Source organism: Frigoribacterium sp. MCBA15_019, assembly GCF_001864945.1.
Taxonomy (GTDB): Bacteria; Actinomycetota; Actinomycetes; order Actinomycetales; family Microbacteriaceae; genus Frigoribacterium.
In genome coordinates this window covers 373052-389854 of sequence record NZ_MJGS01000001.1, presented here as the reverse complement: position 1 = coordinate 389854, position 16803 = coordinate 373052, and the positions used below count along the sequence as shown (strand labels likewise).

Genomic DNA, 16803 nt, shown 5'->3' with positions numbered 1-16803 from the left:
CCATGGACGAGTTTGGGTGGGCCGAGGAAGAGGTACCGCCTCCCACCGATGCTGACGCGCCACCCCTCTACGACGACCCTTCCAGCGACGTCGAACCGTGGGAGCTGACCGCCTCGGAGAAGCGCATCTATGAGGCCGGGTTCACCACGGCGTACCTCATGCGAACCAGCGAGCTCGAGCAGCTCGCCCGGGAAGTGGATCGATTGAACCACGAAGCTGACCGCCTCTACCGAGCCGCCTACGACCACCGCAACTGCTCCTGCTGGAAAGGCCGCCACCACACAGTCACACCGCCCGCACACCCCCACCGCCAGAATTAAGGAGACCACCATGACCGACACCAGTCCCACCCAGGCCACGATCACGGTGACCCTCGAGCTGACCGCGGACGACGCCCGCCGCATCCTCGTCACGGCCCTTCAAGACGCCGCCCGTGCATCAGCCGACAACGCCCTTCGTGCCGGCGACTCCAGCGACCCCGACGTCGAATGGGCCGAGAGCCAAGAGCGTCAGGCCCGCGCCGCACGGGCCCTTGCCCAAACCGTCGAGGCACAGCTTCAGACCCAAACCGCGGGCCCCGAGGGGCAGGAGTGACCGGCACCCGCACCCTGAAGGCCACCGCCACCCGCGATGGGCGGTGGTGGCTTGTGCGGCTACCCGAACTCGACGCCGTAGGCCAAGCACGAACCGTTCGAGAAATCGCCGACGTGGCAACGGAGGTTGCAGCCCTCCACCTCGGCGTTTCACCGGACAGTGTCGACGTCGACGTCACCGTGCACGTCACCGAAGAGGCGGAACGGCTCTGGGCTGCAGCACTCGAGGCCGAAGAGCAGGCCCGGGCCTTGCAGCAGCGCGCAGCACAACTGCGCCGCGACGCCGTCCGCACCGCCCGCGCAGACGGCTACAAACTCGACGCCGCAGCAGCCGCCTTCGGCGTCAGTCCCGGCCGCATCCAACAACTCGCCAAGACCCCACTCCCCGAGGCATGACCTGGCCGCAGCCCGACAGGTGGGGGAGTGGTCTGTTCGTCGTTGCTAGCTCTTGATAGCTTCCGCTAGCTCATCCGCCACCGCCACCAAGGCATCCCAGTCATAGGAATCAGCCTCGCGCGGGCGAAGGAAGTTCACCCGGATCCGCAACGGCTCCTCCGTCCCCACGAACAAAGCGTTCCCCGAGGCTTTCGCCAGCTCGCCCTGGACGTCGAGCAACGTCCCTGGACCGTCGAGGTCGTGGGCCTTGAGCTGCTTTCGCGCTGTGGCGATCGACTTCGACAGGGTCTTCCGGGTGGCGGAGTCGAGGTTGCCCGTGCCCCATTCCCTTGCGAGGGTGTGCAGTCCGGCGAGGAACTGCGCGGCCTCGGCGTAAACCAAGTCATCCCGGGCGGAGACGCGAGTGAAGCGGTTCGCTTCGATCTCGACCAGACCGTAGGTGTGCAGCTGCGCGATCGCCTCCCGCACCGGGGTGCGAGACACCCCCAACCACTTCACCAACTGGTCATCATTCAACCGCTCGCCCGGCTCGAGAGTGCCGTCGACGATCGCGGCCAGCATCTTCTCGAAGACGACATCTCGGAGGAGACGGCGTGGGCCCGCTTCAGGGGTGGCTGTGGGAATCGGCATGCACCGATCTTAGCACATTGTGCGTTTGGTATACCGAGATGTTGTGAGCTGTGAGCTGTGAGCTGTGAGCTGTGAGCTGTGGGCTCAGCGGCCTTCGGTCTTGGTGGATTCTTGTCCGAAGTCACTGATGATCTGGGCGAGTTCCGCAATCGCGGGAGCGCTCATTCGCAGCCGAACCGTGACCTGTCGCGCAGCCCCATCCGTGAGACGCATGTTGATCACGGATTGCTGACCAGGGGCCTCGGACACAGACCATGAGGCATCACCATCGCGAGGGTGGGCGTCCGACATGCCCCAATTTTCGCAGCGGACATAGCTTTTGGCAACTAGTTGTGATGTCTATGCTAGACGCTCTAACTAGATGAATTCCTAAACGATTCCAGCAAGAGAGACGGAGCCTTGTGGGAAGCGCCGACTCGAGTCATGTCTTGTCGGGCGACGATTTATGTCGTCGGTTCAAGGGGGTCTTCGTCCGCTGGGTCGTCGAGGTAGTCCGCTATGTCCAGGCTGAGGAGGGCTATGGGAGACGTGGGGGTGGGCATGAAATTTTGACCTTCGTAGAAGATGGCCTGGTGGGTCAATCGACCACCAGTGCCTGGCGAGGTCTAGGCCCGACCCCCGGAGGCTATGCCCAAGCCAGCTTGGCGCCTAACGAATGCGCTGATCGCGCAGGGCGACGGGTGGCTGGGAGCAGCAGCTGCGCAGGAGTCGAGTCGGCTGCGCTCCTTGATGATGCGCCGCAGGCAGTTGCCAAGGCGCGAGTGTGGCCACCGGTCCGGCGTAGAAAGCGGGGCCGGATTTGCAACCCGAATGCGCCGGCCCCACCGCGGGGTGCGGAACCCGAATCCTGTACCCCGGTTTTTGGCGGCTAATCCCCGCCTACTACGCGCAGAAGGTACGCCCTTCATCGTCGTGGCGCTGCAGACCGTGTTGATGACGAGAGAAAGCACCCCCACCGGTTCGGGCCGGCAGGGGTGCTCCGTCTCTCCGCGACAGGCGTCGGGTAAGGCGCAAAGGTCGCTACGCAAGGCGTCGGGGTCGAAAGATCCAGGAGGGACAGCCGCGGACGGTACCCGTCGTACCTGCACTCCTTGTCAGACTTGATCGGTGAACACGCGATCGGTCCGGGTGGCTGAGTGTGGAACACTGACGGTCGCGCCCGCCCCCGGCGGCAGGGCCTCGCCGGGGTGGCTGGACATAAGGCGCGTTATCGGCTACTCGATGATGTTGTTACTGTCGGCTCATGCGTGTCTTTATCAGTTGGTCTGGAAATGCCGAACGGGCCGTAGCTGAGGCCCTAAAGGATTCTCTTGAGATCGTTTGCAACGGTCACGTCCAGGTTTTCGTTTCCAGTCTGGACATCGCCAAGGGAGACCGAGGCCTTACTGCCATCGCATCAAGCCTTAGCGCGACTGATTACGGCCTTGTCGTTGTCTCGAGAGCAAACCAGAACGCCCCTTGGATCAACTTTGAGGCCGGCGCTCTAGGGAGGGCTCTAGAGGCCCGGGTCGCAACTGTTCTGGTGGATCTTCTGCCCTCTGACCTGACTGGACCGGTGCAGCAATTTCAGGCGACGCAGTTGAGGCACGATGAGGACCTAAAACGGCTCTTACGAGAGATTGCGGGCCAGGCGAATGGCGCCCAGAACCCGCATGCCCTGGAGGTGCTTATCAAGTCAGTCTTTGACGGCCTCAGCTCATCTTGGCGGCCGCAGAGCCATGAACAACCTTCCGAGCCGCAACGAGATGTAGGCGAAATGGTTGCCGAGATCGTGTCAAAGGTAAGGAGCATCGACAAACGCCTGAATCGCATTCCTGACCCATCGTCTGAGGGCAGAGTCGGTGGTCGCCTACCCAAGCTTGAGCGCGATTTGCGAGACGAAGTGCGAATCGTGACGGGTGGTGCCGTCGAGGTTTTAGGAGTGTTTTCGACCTTGGGTGGGACAACGCATGTCCTGGCCAAAGCGCAATCCAGGGCAACTTCGGCTGATCGTGCTCTCGTTGAATCGGTGATCGAAGGACGAGTGCTTGGAGTTCAGGTTAGTTGGCACGACACGAGGCAGGCGGACGCTCTGGGGGAGGCCCTAGATCTCTCTGGCGAATAACAACGCCAAACAAGCTACACTCGACATAATCAACAATATCGGCCACATAGGAGCCGATGAACCATCGCTTATGCCTGATCCTCAGATGTTCGTTTCTGAGTAAATCCGGGGCGCTAGTGGTGGTGCCTGGGTCTCCAGGGCCGCGACCTCTACGAAACTCGCGATCGAGATAAATACCAACGAACCCTGGGTCTAAGCCCTTCAGGCACGCCTCGGTGAGCTGACACGACTTGTCGGGGGCTCAACACTTTGTCTGGTGTGGGGGTGTTCGAGCTCTACGCTGACCCCTTCGTCGGTGTCGACGAGGCGGTGCGTAAACGCGTAGTCAGCAACTGCGGCATCGAAGCCCACGAGGGGCGGGAACCAAACAGGCCCGACGCCGAACCGTTGGTCGGCCACGCCACAGGCCGGATGTCAGAGGCCGAGTACGTGCGTTCTGCCTTTGCCGACGTCTGAGACGCGACGCCCCCGGGCTGTCGGTACTGAAGCCGCGGCGCTCTTCGACCGGCTGAGACCAGGTCATCCGGACGTGGTCGTCGCCGCCACGGAAGGCAAGGGCGACACGGTCGCGGCCGACATACTTGTCGCGCCCTTGTCAGTCCTGACCCATGTGTCTCGCGCGATGACAAAATGTGCTGGCCCGCGACCGGACGCAGCTCGTGGCCTCCGCGTACCGGGGTGGGCTCGTCCGGTAACGAGGAGACCCCCGGGTACTCTCCGTCAGAAGCACTCGGTTCCTAAGTACCGAGTTCCCGAGCCTTCCGAACTCGCTCGATGGCAGCTGTGTCGGCGTCCGAGCCCATGTGGTGGCCGTAGGTGTCAAGGGTGAGCTGCGTCGTTGCGTGACCGAGCCAGGCAGACACCGTCTTGATGTCCACGTTGTTTTGCAGCCAGGAAGTTGCAGCGGTGTGGCGCAGGTCGTACTCGCGGTGCCCGTGGGCTGTTCCCGCCCAGTCGAGGGCTCGTTTGAAATTTCCGTTGTTTAGCTGGGCGCCGGTCGGGGTGATGAACAGCCGTTCGTTGCGTTTGCGACCATTGCCGTAGCGCGCGGCGATGGCCGGAGCGTTCCCCAGCAGAGGGACGCGTCGGATTCTCCCGCTTTTAGTCTGCTTCTCTGCGTAACCGTCGGACTGTGAGCGGCGGACGATGATGGCGTCGAAGGGTTCCGTGACCACGTCACCAACTCGGAGAGCCACGAGTTCTCCCCATCGAAGTCCCGTCTCGCGGAGGAACTCGACGTAGTCGGCGTATCTCGGGTGCATGTCTCGTTGGGCGGCGAGCATCGACTCGAACTCGTCAGGTGTAAAGGGTCGAACGGCTTTGTCGACGCGCCCGTCGCCTCGGGGCAGGCGCGCGGTCTTCACTGGGTTGTGGGGGGCGTAGCCCATAGCGACCGCGTAGTTGAAGAGCGACATGGTGCTGTCCCGGATGCGCTTCACGGTGGCGTGAGAGCGGCGCTTGGACAGGGAGGAGTAAAGGGCAAGGAGCTCAGATGACTGAACGGACCGGATGGGTCTGCGCGCAAGCTTCTCCGGGATGTGGAGCCGCAGGTTGGCCTCGTCCGTGTCGACGGTCTTCGCGGAGATGGTGCCGGCCCGCGACTCGTTGAACTCCAGAATGACGGCGGCAACGGTGATGTTCCCGGCCTTGTCGTCCTGCCAGTCGTTCGTGACCAGGGCCAGCTTCTGCTTCCCCTCCCACTTCTGGGCGTCCTCCTTCCTGTCGAAGGTCGCCATCGATATCTGCTTGCCCTTGAAGTAGATGCGGGCCCGCCACTTGTTCGACTTGTCGTCCTTCTTCAGCATCAGACGTTCGTTCCGCTGGCCGGCAAGCCGTCGAACCAGGCATCAACTGCTGCCCGGCTGAAGCGCACCGAGCGCCCGACCTTGCGGCCGACCGGCCCGTCACCCTTCTTCCGCAGGTAATGGATAGTGCGCACGGGTATCTGGATGTAGGCGCTCAACTGCTGCAGCGTCAAATACTCGTTGTACGACATGGAGTCGAGCGGTTCTTCGGTCATCGTGATGGTCATGCATGACCCATGCGCGGCACCTCGATGAACAGAACTGGCTGGCCTAGGCGACCTGTGGCCTGGTCGTAGGCGCATCAGAAGTGGAGTGGCGTCAACTCGCGCGCGTCCCATTAGGTGGGGCTCCTCACCGACATACATGCACGTCAAAAAACTGGGGACGCGCACCAATGTCGGGTCACTAGGTTGCCGTAGGGGCGGCTCTGAACGGTGCCGCCAGGCGCACTGAAATGGCCTGTCAGCTGGCCTCGACGAAGGGTCCACGGCACGCCTCCGCGCGCAGATTCACGGGACGAGATTCGCGAAAGTTCCTTGGTCACACTCAGTGAGCTGAGCGAGACGAGTATCGCCCACAGCGCCGCTCATCGCTGGCGCCGTTCCACCTGCACTTTCAACTGCTTCGCACTTGACCCTCGTTCCGGCGCCCTCTTCCGGTCCACTCCGCTCCCCGTCAGACTTCCCGCTGCGCGAGAAGCGTCTCCGCCCCGCCGAACGCTGGCGCGTCCGTCACGGCTGCGATTCCCTCAGCTCACTCGTTCGCTGCTGGAACCCACCTGCCGGTGGGCGGGGACTTCGCTGCCGTGTGCAGCTCAGGGGCTGGTTGACGCTGTGAGCGTCTGCCTCGCCTGGCACGCCACACCACTTCGTGATGCGTCGGGAACCGCCCTCCTTGTGCGCGCAGCCTGCGTGCTCGCCTTCACCCCTGCCGGGGGCCTCTCCGATGGCTGATTCATGCGCACAGGGTCAGCTTCTTCCGGGACCGGTCCGTCACCCGTCACGCTCCACCGCACCGGCAGACGACCCGCAGCCTGTCCGCACTCACCCGGCCATGAGGAAGCCCCCGGCAGGGAGCCACCTCGACACCGGATCGATACCCGCCACGCCCCACCGCCCCGGCGACCGAGACGACACGAAGCCTCGGCAGGTGCGGCACCGGAACACACAGGCCAGACGAGCCGGATGACGCACCGGGAGGCGCACCGGTGGACGCCTCAGGGAGACGAGATGCCAAACGTCCGGGTGCACGCACCGAGAGACGAACTGCGACACCCCACCCGTGTGCGGCCGCCGGCAGGCAAGGTGCGGCAGCACCTTCGATCAGGCATCCGCCCTGGGGAGACGAACGGGGTGACGAGCAGAGGACCGAGCCGCTGCCACGCGTGCCGTGCACGCGGTGGACGAGATGATGGACGAGCAGGTCATCGTGACCGTGCGGGGGTGAAGCTGATGCAAGGAGAGGGTCGCGAAGCGACCCGGACGGGACGTATGGGGAGAGCGCGCGAAGCGCGCGGTGTGCGGCGCCGGCGCGGAGCGCCAGGCGTGCCGCGTCGTTGTCGAGGTGGCTGAATCGTGCGTGCGGGTCGCGGTCTCGGGATGGCCGGGTGAGGTGGGCCGCGGTGTCGAAGTGGTGGCGTCAGGAGGTCAGACGAGAAGGGTGTCTCATCGCGGTGGACGGAGTCATGTTCGTGAAGGGGAACGGGGGAGGGAGCGCCAGCGACCGACCCTCTCTTCTAATCGGGCTGCCCTCTCATCTAATGGCCTCCACTCGTCAGATCGGTGTCGCCAGTTGGTCGTCAGGTTCGGCGACCGCCGGGCTCGCACGGGTCGTGCTCGCGGGGGTGGGGCTGGTGGTCGGCGACCGCCGTCGGGGTGGCGCGCGACATCGCACCGGGGAGAGCGATGTGCGTCAGTGGCGCATGAGCTTCTCGTGCACGTCGGGGAGCACGACGCGCAGCTGCTCGAGCTCGACGACGTCACTGCCGGTCGGCAGATCCAATCCGGTCAACTCGCGGGCTTCGGCCATGACCGCTCTCTCGTCTGACGTCGGCGACCGCAGCACGTCCATCGATCGGAGCCAGTCCCACAGCTCGGTGAAGGGCTGGCGCGAGTAGCCCTTGAAGTCGTCTCGAGCGCGGGCCCACGCTTCGTGCCGGTTGGCTCGGATCGGCAGCCTTGATCGGACGTGCTCGGGGAGGTCGCGGAGGATGCGGGGGTCGGCCGTGGAGTTGAGGAGCTCCTGCTCGAAGTAACGGAAGGCGACGTCGTCGATGCCAGCTGGCAGGGCGTGATGCTCCATGGTCATCGGCCAGAGGTGGGTGGCGAGTTGCGGTTGAGCACGGGGTGGGAATCGAAGTCCGGGTATGCCTCACGAAGCCGAAGGGTGTCAACGACATCCATCTCCCCGATCGGCGTTCGCTGCTCGTAGCCGAGTGCGCGCACCTCGAGCAAGGCCTCAACCTCCACCGCGTTGACCGGCCGGAGCACGCCTTGCTCGCGCACGTCTGCGTACAGCTCCACGAATCTCGCGCGGGGGTAGCCCTTCATCTCGTCGTTGGCGTACCGCCACGTGCTGTCGAGCGAGGAGGTGAGAGGGAGCCGGAACCGGAGCTCGTCAGGGATGATGCCCTCGAGCCAGTACCTGCTCTCGGCGTGGGCCGCGCTGAGGAGGAAGTGGGTCTCGGCGATGGAATCTCTGAGGGGCCGATCGGCTCGCTCGGTCATGGACTGGTCCTGTTCTCGCTGGAGCTCAGATGATCCGCAGCGCGCGCTTTGCTGGCGGCGGCGCGAGGACGGTGATGCCCGCGGCGGCGCAGGCGTCCGCGCCCGTCAGCTGCTCGGCGTCGACGACAGCGAGTGATGCGTCTGGGCCCTTCGGTCCGAACAGCGCCCAGGAGTTCGCGGCTGCCTCGGTCGTGAACCGTGATGCGTACCGGACGCCGTCGAAGCCCGCCTGGCGGAAGGCGTCGGCCCAGGCGTTCGTGACGTCGTAGCGGACGGTCGTCGTCAGCTCTCGGGTGACGCCGTGGCGGACGGCTGCCTTGTCGAAGACGGCGGCGTACCGCCGCGGCTCGGGAGGAACGATGGCGGAGACGGTGAACGCCGCGGCCAGGTCGGGCGTGACGGTCTGGTCAGCGGACAGGCGCGGGCCGAGGCTCTCGCGCACGGCAGTCTCGACCGCGTCGGCGAAGTAGCAGGTGCCGTCGTCGCCGGTGTCGGGCAGGTCGAAGCGGCCGGCGCCGGTAGTGCCGAAGAACCACGGCCCGAACTGGACGGAGAGCGCCCGCCACTGTCGCGCAGCGGGGCCGTCGACGGCGGGGAAGCTGGTGAGGTCCTGGCCTGGCTGCGGCGGCTGCTGCTGCGCGAGTGTGGTGCGACTCGTCACGACGCCAGCAGTGCGCCGGCCTGGCGCGCGAGTGCTATGACGTCGTCGACGTCGCCGTCCCGCAGGGCTTGCGCGGGGGAGCGGTCGCCGAGCTCAGGGCGCGGCTCCCGCACCCAGATGGCGTCGCCCCACACGTCGGCGCGACGCGGGTCGAGGACGGCGAGGACACGGGCAAGGTCCGGAAGCGGCGTGCCGTCGGGGCCGTCGAACTGGAACGACGGGTAGAGACGGTGGCCGTCGGACGTCGTCACGCAGAGCACGTCTCCGCGGCGGACCTGGCCGTCGATCGACTGACGGCGGATGCCCTTCCAGCGCCCGAGGCTGGTCGTGTCATAGAACGGGCCAAGCGCATCGTCGTAGACGTTCGCGCCGGGGACGCTGGCGAGCATCCGTGTGGCCATGGCATCGACTCCGCCGAGGACGTCCATGACGGGGCGGAGGTCCACGCCCTCGAGGTGGTCGCGGATGGCGGCGAGGAGTTCCTCCCGCTCTGCGATTCCGGCAACGGGCTCGACCTCGTGCTCGGTCTCGAGGCGGGCCTCAGGGGCTATGCCTGTCATCGTTCCTCCATCGTCAGTTGCGTCAGTCAAGCATACCGCGGCGTGCGTCAGTTGCGACAGTCTGCTCTGGCCGCGCATGGGTTCGGTCCCCCTAATGTCGAAGACCACCGCCCGCCAGCGCCGCCGGAACCGTTCGCCCTTCGCGGGTGCGACCCGCCCCGACCTCCGGATGCTCCGCACCCTCGCCACCGGCATAGAGCGGCACACCATCGGCGTGGTCTTCAAAGCCGGAAACGTCTCCTGCCGGTGCGGTCACCGCCTCGGCCCGCCGCCCCGCCCGGAGCACATCGTGCGCATCCGACCGATGACGGCGGAGTTCCTCGCCAAGCAGCCGGGGCCGGCAACCTACCGGCCGCGCCTGGCCGCGTGACACCCGCAGAGGGGCTGCCGCCACGGCACACGCACACGGTAGACAGGTCGGTGGGACGACACCTGTCGACGATCACCGACCGCCGTCCCACGCACAGCACCAGGGGGAGCACTACCGCATGACGACGACGCAACGACCGATCCGCGCTGCCCTGGCGACGCTCCTCACCACAGCTGCACTCACCGTGGGCGCCGCCGCCGTCGCGGTACCGGCTTACGCTGCCTGCCCCGAGGGTTCCTACCCGATCACCGACAGCTCCGGCGGCGTCTCATGCTCCGCACCGGTCATCACCGCGCCAGCACCCGCCCCCGCCCCAGCTCCGGCCCCGGCCCCGGCGCCAGCAGCCCCGGCGCCCGCCCCCGCCCCTGCGCCGGCAGCGCCCGCCCCCGCGGCACCCGCACCGGCAGCCCCCGCCGCACCCGCCGCACCTTCCCCCGGCGGTGGCACCGGCTCGCCCAACGCCCCGTCAACCGGCACGGCACCCACCACCGGGCAGAAGACGACCTCCGGCGGCGGCGCGGCTCCGACGGGCGGCGCCCCTGCTGGCGGTACCTCAGGCACGAGCTCGGAGACAGACCCCACGACGACGGACCAAGGCGAGGGCGCTGTCCCATCGTCATCTCCCTCCCCAACTTCGACGGATGGGCCTGACTCGGTCCTCCGGCTCGTCGACGTGTCAGACGGGGACGACGACGCCAAAGCAAACGACGGTGCAGCTGCAGCTCCCTCGCCGTGGCCAGTCGTCATCAGCTCCCTCGCCGCAGCCGTAGTCGCCGCGGGCACAGGGACGTTCGTCCTGGCTCGGAAGTACGGCTGGGCGGGCCTCGGCGCGAAGGTCCGGGCTATGCTCCCCGGCCGCCGCCCGCGCAGCTGACGTGCCACGCCCAGCTATCGCCGGCCAGACCGGCGGCCCCACCCCACGACCCGACATTCTCAGAAGGAGTTGATGACCATGGCTGACGACCTCAGTACCACCACCGCGTCGCGACGACCGAGCAAGAAGCACGTCGCCATCGGCCTCGCGGCGCTGCTCGTCGTCGCCGGCGGCATCACCATCACTTCGGTGACCGCAGCCAACGCCGCCGAGGAGACCGCGCGCCAGTGCGAGCTTGCCGTGACCGGCAGCAAGACGGCCGCCACGACGGCCGCGACGTCGGTCGAGCAGGCCGACGCTGCGCTCGAGGTCGTGAAGAGCGTCGCGCTCCCCGGCGACGAGGGCTGGACGAGCGCCGACTACGCCGCTCGCGCTGGCGCGGAGGCCGTCGAGGCCGTCCCCGCCGTCGAAGCGAGCGAGGGTGTCGAGGCGGTCGCCGCCGTCGACGCGGTCGACGCGCGTCCCAGCGGCGCGGACCTCATCAGCACCGTCACGGACGGGCGCACGGGCCTCGCGAAGGCCAAGGCCGCCAGCACGTGCGAGGAGCGCGACCAGGCCGCGACCATCGAGGCCGCGACAAAGAAGGTCACCGCCGACGCCAAGACGCTCGACGCGAACGTCGCCGCCCTGACGGACGACTTCACGGTCTTCCAGGGCGAGGAGCGCACGCGCGTCGCCGCCGAGGTCGAGGCCGCGCGCATCGCCGCGGAGGCGGAAGCTGCACGCCTGGCCGCGGAAGCCGAGGCTGCCCGCGTGGCAGCTGAAGCTGAGGCCGCTCGTGTTGCCGCGAACCAGCGTGCGGCCGCAGTCGCACCCTCCGTGCCACGCAGCTCCGGCTCAGGCCCCGCGCCGAAGAGCGCGCCGGCCCCCGCCAACCGTCCGGCTCCCGCGCCGGCCCCTGCTCCGCGTCCGGGTGGTGGCGGCGGCACCGTGGGCCCCGGTGGTGGCGGTGGCATCGGGCTCGGTGGCAACGGGGGAGCCTGTTTGACTAGCAACGGCATGGGCGGAACGATGCCCTGCTGAGGTCCGTCAGCTGTTCGCGACCCGCAGCAGGTAGCCAACCGCGGCCCGCCAGTCGTCTGTGACGCCCTCGCCGTCGCCGGCTGGTGTCCGCACGGTGAAGTGGCGCCACGGCTCGTCGAGCGACCCGGGCAGCTCCATCAGCCGGCCGATCGGCGTGGACCCGGTGGCGACCTCCCACCGGCCTTCGCCGGTCGAGAGCAGCGTCACCTCGACATCACCGACAGCGCGGATCTGCGACTGCTGCGCCAGGTCGACACCGTCACCCGGTTGTTCGCCCTCGCCCATGGCGTCATCGTAGGGGGCATGCGGTGTCCGCGGGCGGCCGTAGCTACTCCTCGGGCCAGACGATGGTTTCGCCCATTCGGGCCAGGAACGCTGAGTACTCGGGGATGGTCAGCGTGCTCCGGCGTGCGGCGTCGGCGATGAAGTCACGTGCTGACCACAGAAAAAGGGAGCCGTCGGGGCGGACCCCGGACCGGATCGACATGTCTAGCGTGCTGAGGCTTGCCGCGACGGCTTCGGCACCATCCGCTCGAGAGTCGGTGATGCGCTGGTCGACGTCTTGTTCGACGGCGTTCAGGTCCCCAGGTGTTGCCCCTCTTGCAGTCATATGGTGGGGCCGGTGCCGTGGGCTGCCGGCCGCCAGCAGAAGTTCGATGGGGCTGAGGGCACCGCCGCGTATCCGGTTCAGCATGTACACCTGGTCGCCCGCCGCTTCCACTTGTGCCTCGAGCAGATCGTGCCTGCGTCGCTTGACGGCGAAGATGCGGGTGTTGTCGAGGGCGCGGAGCTCATCGACCGGGAGGATGGAACTGTAGATGCTGCCCCACACCAGCCGGTCGAAGCTCTTCCGCCCTGACCAGTGGCTCCTGATGCGACGCCGGATGTCACTTGCGCGACCGACGTAGAACTGCTTGATGTCGTCGAAGACCATGACGTACACGCCCTCAGCTTCGTGCCAATTGGGCAAGGCGTCGACCTGTTGAAGGCTGGGCGCGGACGCCAGGACGCGTTGCAGAGCTTCCTCGAACTCCTTGGTGCGGAGAGCCTCGAAGTAGGTCATCGAGAGGTCGTAGTTCCGAAGGGCCTCATCTCGCTGGACTAGCAGGTAGAGGTCGGAGTGGCGCCGGTGCTCATCGTCTCTGTAGGCCCAGGCCACCCCTTCCCAGAACTCGTCGCTGACAGACTCGCGACGAACGCGGCTATGCGGGACACGGCTGGGGTAGCCGTACATGGCTCGGGTCATTCTGTGCCCGAATTTCGACCGGGTGAGGGTCTCGCCGAAGTGCTCCGCGAGGGGCGTTGCGTTGCGGGCCCGCCGCGCGTCCGCCGGCTTCACCGGAGCCCTTGGCGTTCGGGTGCGCACGAAAGTGACCTGACGGCCGCATCCCCAGATCCCGTTCGTACCGACGTCGACTGATGAGTCATGACCCTGACGGTACCCACCCTGCGGGGCTGGGCACGACCGCCGCGCATGGCCCGCTTGGAAGCCCGACCCCGGAGGAAGCACATGGCCAACGGCCTGGACATCACCGACATCCGCATCATCGCCCAGGCTGCCGAGGTCGCCATGGCGCCGCACCTCGAGCTCCGGCAGAAGGACCCGCACAACGTCTGCACCTGGACCAACTCGGAGCCATCACCGAGAACCTCGTCCCGGCCGGCGACGGCAAGTACGACCGCGAGACCGTCGACGGCCGCCAGGAAGTCCTCGCCATCGCCCGTCGCCGCATCGACACCTATACGGCCGAACGCGCCGAGGCACGGACCCTCCTCGACTCCGTCCGCGCTGGCATCGCCGACCTCGGCAGCTACGCCGTCGCCCGCTGGTCGACGAGGCAGGAACTGGCACTCAAGGCGGTGGCGGAGTTCGATCACCTGCGGGCCGAAGGCCGCAGCCTCTCCGTCGTGGAGGTCGACGCACGATGAAGAAGCTGCCCAGCAAGCTCGCCACGGCCGCGCCAGCCGGCCCCCGCGACGCCCTCTGTGAGCGGGTGACCGCCACCGGCACTTCCCCGCATCACGTCCGTCAGTTGACCGACCAGGGCATGTTCCGCGGTGGCGGCGCCGACGGGCCCGCCGCCTGCGGCGCCACCGTGGCCTGGGACACAAGCGAGGTCACCCTCGAGGACATCCCCGGCATGGTCGAGCGGTCCCACGCGAGCTTCCGCCTGTGCACGGCGTGCGTCGCCGCGGTGATGCCTTAGGAGTAGCTCAAGCCGCACATCGTCACTTCCCAGCTTGCTCCGGCGTCTGCGTGACGTTGAGAGCGACGAGCGAGCGCTGCCACCCCCTCTCCCATTGCACCATGGTGCCGACGAGCGCCTCGAGCGCGACCTCAGACTCGTCGACGAGCTGAGCCACATCGGGTGTGAACGGGTTCAGGGGATTGCCGAAGTCCATCTGCCAAACGGCTTCGTGCTCCTCGGTCTCTTCGCTGTACAGCACCCATGGGTTGACCTGCGGCACCCCACCGTCGATGGTCTGCGGTCGCATGCGGTGGAACTCGGTGTTCCTGCGCCCGACGACCTCACGCCAGGTCTCGTTCTGCTCGAGCGTGACGAGGAGGGCGGCGAGCTCAATGAGCTCGGGCGTGCCTGTGGCCGCCGCGTCTTTTCGCAGCTCCTTCACGCTGGCCTTGTTCATGGCCAGCCAGGCACCGTGCTCGGTGAAGGGCGGGCTCACGACTGCGGCCGCGTAGCCGTCCGACGCACGCGCGTACGGAGTCTCACCGCGGAGGTGCATGAGGCGTGCAGTCATGTTTACGAGACCGTGCCCGACGAGCAAGCAGTAGTGCGCAGTGAGGTCAGCCATCGCCCGGGCAGCCATGTGGGCGCGCTCTTCCTCCCAGCGGGCGCGCCAACGACTCGCTTCGAGGGCGGCTGTGCACGCGAGCCCGAGCTCCTCACCGGCAGCGGCCATGCGCCCGACAAGCTCAGTCATTCGCCCGCGGGTCACGCCGGCGCGCACAGCATGTATCTCCGCCATCTCCCACCGCCGGCCGGAATGCTGCCACTGACGCGATGTCTCCCAACGCAGGCGCTGACTCTCGGGAGGGGCATCGTCGCCACCGGCGAAGAACGTGGGGAGGATGAGGGCACTGGTCACGACAGGAAATCCTCCTGCGGAGGTGAGCCCGTTGCTGGGGTAGGTCACTCGTCCATCATGCCCGCGGCGACCGCCGGCCTAGACCTCCTGGATGGCCTGCAGTGCAGCGTGGTACTCGTCGGGGAACGCGATGGCGATGTCAGAGGCGAGGTCCGTGTCGGGGTGGCTGATGACCGTGATGCGGAGGCGCCCCTTCTGAGCGTCGGTCAGCGGGAGCCGGACGATCGGCCGGCCGTGCTGCATGGCCTGTTCCGCTCGGACGGTGTGCTTGATGAGGAGCTCGAGCGGGCCCTCGACACGAGCGCCATCGACGCACCAGACGGAGCGGACGACGTTGGCTGCGTCTTCGACCGCGGGCCCGTCGACGCGGTGGAGGATCGGCTTCGAGCCTTCGGGCTGCTTGTAGTAGCGGACCTCACCCGTGCCGAGGACACGGCGCACGTGGTAGTTCCCGCGCCAGTGCTCCTCCGGCTCGCCGTCGGCGTCGAACCACCGGGTCTCGGAGACGCCGGCGGCGTTGATCACGGTCGTCGCTCGGATGGCACCCCGCTGGTCGTGCCAGATGAGCCGGCCGGACTTCGTCTGTCCGGCGAAGCTGAGCGGGTCGCGGAGGTCGTGGTCCGGTGTCTCGAGCTGCACGCCGAAGAGCCAGGCCTCACGGTGGTCGTCGCGGATGACGGCGTCACCGTCGGCGCGGTGCAGTTCGCCGTCTCGCCAGTAGGAGACTCCGTCGGCGTGCACACGGCGCTCGTTCCAGCCGCCGGCAGTGTCGTACGGGCGGGTGCGGGTCAGGGTTGCGGGGGAGTTCATGCAGCCTCTCTCACCTGAGCAGCAAACTGCTCGAGGGTCTTGGTGCTTCGGACAGGGGACAGGTGCATCCACGACGCGATGTCGTCGGATGTGACGGGTCGGCCCGCTTCGAGCTCGGCCACGTAGCGGCCGTACGCCTCGTCCCGGGTCAGGGCCGGAGCGCGCTTCGCAGCCGGCGCTGTCCGGGCGCGCGGGGGAGCGGCAGCGGGGGTGACCGCCGCGGGCGCTGCCGGGGTAGGAGCTGAGGCCGCGGGCACGTCCGGGGCGGACGGAGCCTCAGGGGTGCGCTCGAGAGCGGCGGCCACTTGGGCCACCGGCGGAGCAGCCGGAGGAGCCACGGGCACGTCGACGGGGCTCGGCACCGCGACCGGCTCGACAGCAGGAGCCGGCGCCGCCACGGCCACGGCCTCCGTCACGGGCACCTCGGCCGGTTCGTCCACCGAGACGCCCTCCGCCTCGTCAGGCGGCTGCTCCTCGAGGAGCGGGACGGTCACCGGGATGGGGAGCGAGCCGGTGGTCTGGCTGGCCTTGTGCAGGATGAGGACGAGGAGGTGCGTGGACAGCAGCAGGCCGAGCGGGGGCACGGCGCCGATGAGCTGCAGCTCCCACGTCTCCGGGGTGCGCGCGGTGGCGTGCAGTGAGTTGATCCAGATGGACAGGGCCCCGAAGGACAGCAGGACCGCCCAGGGGTACCAGGAGCTGCGGGGCTCGATGGGTGCTGTGGGGATGGCGGAGCCAGTGGCGATCGCGCGGGCCTTCCGCCGGCGGTGATGAACAAGCAGCATCGGGGGACCCCGGCCGGAGCTCGTATATGTTCACCTCGAGCCGGCGCCATAAGGTGGACGGCGCGTTCATGACAGAGACGGTCGGGATGGCGAGGTCAGGCATGGCGAAGTCATGCGCGGCACAGGCCAGCACGACCTCCTGCCGGTGAACTGACCTCAGCGACGGTCGGACGACTGTCGAAGGTAGGTCACCGCGAGATAGACAGTGATGAGGCCGCCCGCGAGCGTGAACCACGTCGGCACACGCGTCAGATCTCCGATCAGCAAGACAGCCGCGGCCACGACCACCGCAGCAGCGGCGACCAGCAGGACACACAGTCCCGGCTTCGAACGACCAGCATCTCCGCGCTCAGACATG

General features: G+C 67.4%; 21 protein-coding genes. 9 read left to right on the top strand and 12 right to left on the bottom strand.

The window, feature by feature from the left end; all coding sequences use genetic code 11:
* The first annotated feature begins 2 nt into the window (after nucleotides 1–2).
* The 3 genes from BIV04_RS01845 to BIV04_RS16645 are packed head-to-tail and all read left to right on the top strand — an operon-like array spanning nucleotide 3 to nucleotide 989.
* A complete protein-coding gene (locus tag BIV04_RS01845; RefSeq protein ID WP_071253643.1) occupies nucleotides 3–320 on the top strand; it encodes a hypothetical protein in 318 nt (105 codons plus the stop codon).
* 10 nt (nucleotides 321–330) lie between these two features.
* Complete coding sequence (locus tag BIV04_RS01840) at nucleotides 331–594, top strand: hypothetical protein (protein WP_071253641.1); 264 nt, start codon at nucleotides 331–333, stop codon at nucleotides 592–594.
* A complete protein-coding gene (locus tag BIV04_RS16645) occupies nucleotides 591–989 on the top strand; it encodes a hypothetical protein (RefSeq protein WP_143048505.1) in 399 nt (132 codons plus the stop codon). Before BIV04_RS01840 ends, BIV04_RS16645 begins: the two co-directional genes overlap by 4 nt.
* A 45-nt stretch (nucleotides 990–1034) precedes the next feature.
* Here the strand turns inward: BIV04_RS16645 and BIV04_RS01830 are convergent, their stop codons facing one another.
* Nucleotides 1035–1619 carry a GntR family transcriptional regulator gene (locus tag BIV04_RS01830; RefSeq protein ID WP_083396051.1) on the bottom strand — a complete coding sequence of 195 codons (585 nt, stop codon included), beginning with the start codon at nucleotides 1617–1619 and terminating at the stop codon, nucleotides 1035–1037.
* A gap of 1243 nt (nucleotides 1620–2862) precedes the next feature.
* Between BIV04_RS01830 and BIV04_RS16310 the strand changes: the two genes are divergently transcribed.
* A complete protein-coding gene (locus BIV04_RS16310) occupies nucleotides 2863–3723 on the top strand; it encodes a toll/interleukin-1 receptor domain-containing protein (RefSeq protein ID WP_083396050.1) in 861 nt (286 codons plus the stop codon).
* Between the two features lie 264 nt (nucleotides 3724–3987).
* On the top strand, nucleotides 3988–4179 hold the full coding sequence (locus BIV04_RS01825; protein WP_143048504.1) for a hypothetical protein: 192 nt from the start codon (nucleotides 3988–3990) through the stop codon (nucleotides 4177–4179).
* 281 nt (nucleotides 4180–4460) lie between these two features.
* On the opposite strand, the gene BIV04_RS01820 is transcribed toward BIV04_RS01825, so the two are convergent.
* From BIV04_RS01820 to BIV04_RS01795, 6 genes are all read right to left on the bottom strand, one after another.
* Nucleotides 4461–5528, bottom strand: a complete 1068-nt coding sequence (locus BIV04_RS01820) for a site-specific integrase (protein WP_071253633.1) — start codon at nucleotides 5526–5528, stop codon at nucleotides 4461–4463.
* On the bottom strand, nucleotides 5528–5755 hold the full coding sequence (locus BIV04_RS16640) for an AlpA family transcriptional regulator (protein ID WP_071253632.1): 228 nt from the start codon (nucleotides 5753–5755) through the stop codon (nucleotides 5528–5530). The genes BIV04_RS01820 and BIV04_RS16640 overlap by 1 nt, the downstream gene beginning before the upstream one ends.
* Nucleotides 5756–7439: 1684 nt before the next feature.
* Nucleotides 7440–7835 (bottom strand): hypothetical protein, encoded by a 396-nt coding sequence (locus tag BIV04_RS01810; protein ID WP_143048503.1) that lies wholly within the window; start codon nucleotides 7833–7835, stop codon nucleotides 7440–7442.
* Nucleotides 7832–8254, bottom strand: a complete 423-nt coding sequence (locus BIV04_RS01805) for a hypothetical protein (RefSeq protein ID WP_071253630.1) — start codon at nucleotides 8252–8254, stop codon at nucleotides 7832–7834. Before BIV04_RS01805 ends, BIV04_RS01810 begins: the two co-directional genes overlap by 4 nt.
* Before the next feature lie 25 nt (nucleotides 8255–8279).
* Nucleotides 8280–8915, bottom strand: coding sequence for an RES family NAD+ phosphorylase (locus tag BIV04_RS01800; protein ID WP_071253629.1), 636 nt, complete (start codon nucleotides 8913–8915; stop codon nucleotides 8280–8282).
* Nucleotides 8912–9553: a hypothetical protein gene (locus BIV04_RS01795; RefSeq protein WP_071253627.1), complete on the bottom strand. Its 642-nt coding sequence runs from the start codon at nucleotides 9551–9553 to the stop codon at nucleotides 8912–8914. Before BIV04_RS01795 ends, BIV04_RS01800 begins: the two co-directional genes overlap by 4 nt.
* Nucleotides 9554–9569: 16 nt before the next feature.
* Between BIV04_RS01795 and BIV04_RS01790 the strand changes: the two genes are divergently transcribed.
* Both BIV04_RS01790 and BIV04_RS01785 read left to right on the top strand, forming a co-directional pair.
* Nucleotides 9570–9845 carry a hypothetical protein gene (locus tag BIV04_RS01790; protein ID WP_071253625.1) on the top strand — a complete coding sequence of 92 codons (276 nt, stop codon included), beginning with the start codon at nucleotides 9570–9572 and terminating at the stop codon, nucleotides 9843–9845.
* Between the two features lie 952 nt (nucleotides 9846–10797).
* Nucleotides 10798–11742 carry a hypothetical protein gene (locus BIV04_RS01785; RefSeq protein ID WP_143048502.1) on the top strand — a complete coding sequence of 315 codons (945 nt, stop codon included), beginning with the start codon at nucleotides 10798–10800 and terminating at the stop codon, nucleotides 11740–11742.
* 6 nt (nucleotides 11743–11748) lie between these two features.
* Here the strand turns inward: BIV04_RS01785 and BIV04_RS01780 are convergent, their stop codons facing one another.
* Together BIV04_RS01780 and BIV04_RS01775 are read right to left on the bottom strand one after the other, a co-directional pair.
* Nucleotides 11749–12027 carry a hypothetical protein gene (locus BIV04_RS01780; protein ID WP_071253621.1) on the bottom strand — a complete coding sequence of 93 codons (279 nt, stop codon included), beginning with the start codon at nucleotides 12025–12027 and terminating at the stop codon, nucleotides 11749–11751.
* Nucleotides 12028–12070: 43 nt separating this feature from the next.
* On the bottom strand, nucleotides 12071–13081 hold the full coding sequence (locus BIV04_RS01775) for a GIY-YIG nuclease family protein (RefSeq protein WP_071253620.1): 1011 nt from the start codon (nucleotides 13079–13081) through the stop codon (nucleotides 12071–12073).
* Between the two features lie 80 nt (nucleotides 13082–13161).
* Here BIV04_RS01775 and BIV04_RS16635 point away from each other — a divergent pair, with 80 nt between their 5' ends.
* Nucleotides 13162–13671, top strand: a complete 510-nt coding sequence (locus tag BIV04_RS16635; protein ID WP_143048501.1) for a hypothetical protein — start codon at nucleotides 13162–13164, stop codon at nucleotides 13669–13671.
* The gene (locus BIV04_RS01765; protein ID WP_071253615.1) at nucleotides 13668–13949 is read left to right on the top strand and encodes a hypothetical protein; all 282 of its coding nucleotides are present in this window, start codon (nucleotides 13668–13670) and stop codon (nucleotides 13947–13949) included. Before BIV04_RS16635 ends, BIV04_RS01765 begins: the two co-directional genes overlap by 4 nt.
* Nucleotides 13950–13971: 22 nt before the next feature.
* On the opposite strand, the gene BIV04_RS01760 is transcribed toward BIV04_RS01765, so the two are convergent.
* From BIV04_RS01760 to BIV04_RS01750, 3 genes are all read right to left on the bottom strand, one after another.
* Nucleotides 13972–14850, bottom strand: a complete 879-nt coding sequence (locus tag BIV04_RS01760; RefSeq protein WP_071253613.1) for a hypothetical protein — start codon at nucleotides 14848–14850, stop codon at nucleotides 13972–13974.
* A 78-nt stretch (nucleotides 14851–14928) separates the two neighbouring features.
* Nucleotides 14929–15660, bottom strand: coding sequence for a hypothetical protein (locus tag BIV04_RS01755; protein WP_071253611.1), 732 nt, complete (start codon nucleotides 15658–15660; stop codon nucleotides 14929–14931).
* Complete coding sequence (locus BIV04_RS01750; protein WP_071253604.1) at nucleotides 15657–16445, bottom strand: hypothetical protein; 789 nt, start codon at nucleotides 16443–16445, stop codon at nucleotides 15657–15659. Before BIV04_RS01750 ends, BIV04_RS01755 begins: the two co-directional genes overlap by 4 nt.
* Between the last annotated feature and the right edge of the window lie 358 nt (nucleotides 16446–16803).

Coding starts and splice junctions, on each gene's coding strand:
- BIV04_RS01820 (WP_071253633.1), bottom strand. CDS start 5,528: ATGCTGAAGAAGGACGACAAGTCGAACAAGTGGCGGGCCCGCATCTAC.
- BIV04_RS01785 (WP_143048502.1), top strand. CDS start 10,798: ATGGCTGACGACCTCAGTACCACCACCGCGTCGCGACGACCGAGCAAG.
- BIV04_RS01750 (WP_071253604.1), bottom strand. CDS start 16,445: ATGCTGCTTGTTCATCACCGCCGGCGGAAGGCCCGCGCGATCGCCACT.
- BIV04_RS01755 (WP_071253611.1), bottom strand. CDS start 15,660: ATGAACTCCCCCGCAACCCTGACCCGCACCCGCCCGTACGACACTGCC.
- BIV04_RS01810 (WP_143048503.1), bottom strand. CDS start 7,835: ATGACCATGGAGCATCACGCCCTGCCAGCTGGCATCGACGACGTCGCC.
- BIV04_RS16635 (WP_143048501.1), top strand. CDS start 13,162: ATGAGTCATGACCCTGACGGTACCCACCCTGCGGGGCTGGGCACGACC.
- BIV04_RS01805 (WP_071253630.1), bottom strand. CDS start 8,254: ATGACCGAGCGAGCCGATCGGCCCCTCAGAGATTCCATCGCCGAGACC.
- BIV04_RS16310 (WP_083396050.1), top strand. CDS start 2,863: ATGCGTGTCTTTATCAGTTGGTCTGGAAATGCCGAACGGGCCGTAGCT.
- BIV04_RS01765 (WP_071253615.1), top strand. CDS start 13,668: ATGAAGAAGCTGCCCAGCAAGCTCGCCACGGCCGCGCCAGCCGGCCCC.
- BIV04_RS01780 (WP_071253621.1), bottom strand. CDS start 12,027: ATGGGCGAGGGCGAACAACCGGGTGACGGTGTCGACCTGGCGCAGCAG.
- BIV04_RS01840 (WP_071253641.1), top strand. CDS start 331: ATGACCGACACCAGTCCCACCCAGGCCACGATCACGGTGACCCTCGAG.
- BIV04_RS01795 (WP_071253627.1), bottom strand. CDS start 9,553: ATGCGCGGCCAGAGCAGACTGTCGCAACTGACGCACGCCGCGGTATGC.
- BIV04_RS16640 (WP_071253632.1), bottom strand. CDS start 5,755: ATGACCATCACGATGACCGAAGAACCGCTCGACTCCATGTCGTACAAC.
- BIV04_RS01830 (WP_083396051.1), bottom strand. CDS start 1,619: ATGCCGATTCCCACAGCCACCCCTGAAGCGGGCCCACGCCGTCTCCTC.
- BIV04_RS01790 (WP_071253625.1), top strand. CDS start 9,570: ATGTCGAAGACCACCGCCCGCCAGCGCCGCCGGAACCGTTCGCCCTTC.
- BIV04_RS01845 (WP_071253643.1), top strand. CDS start 3: ATGGACGAGTTTGGGTGGGCCGAGGAAGAGGTACCGCCTCCCACCGAT.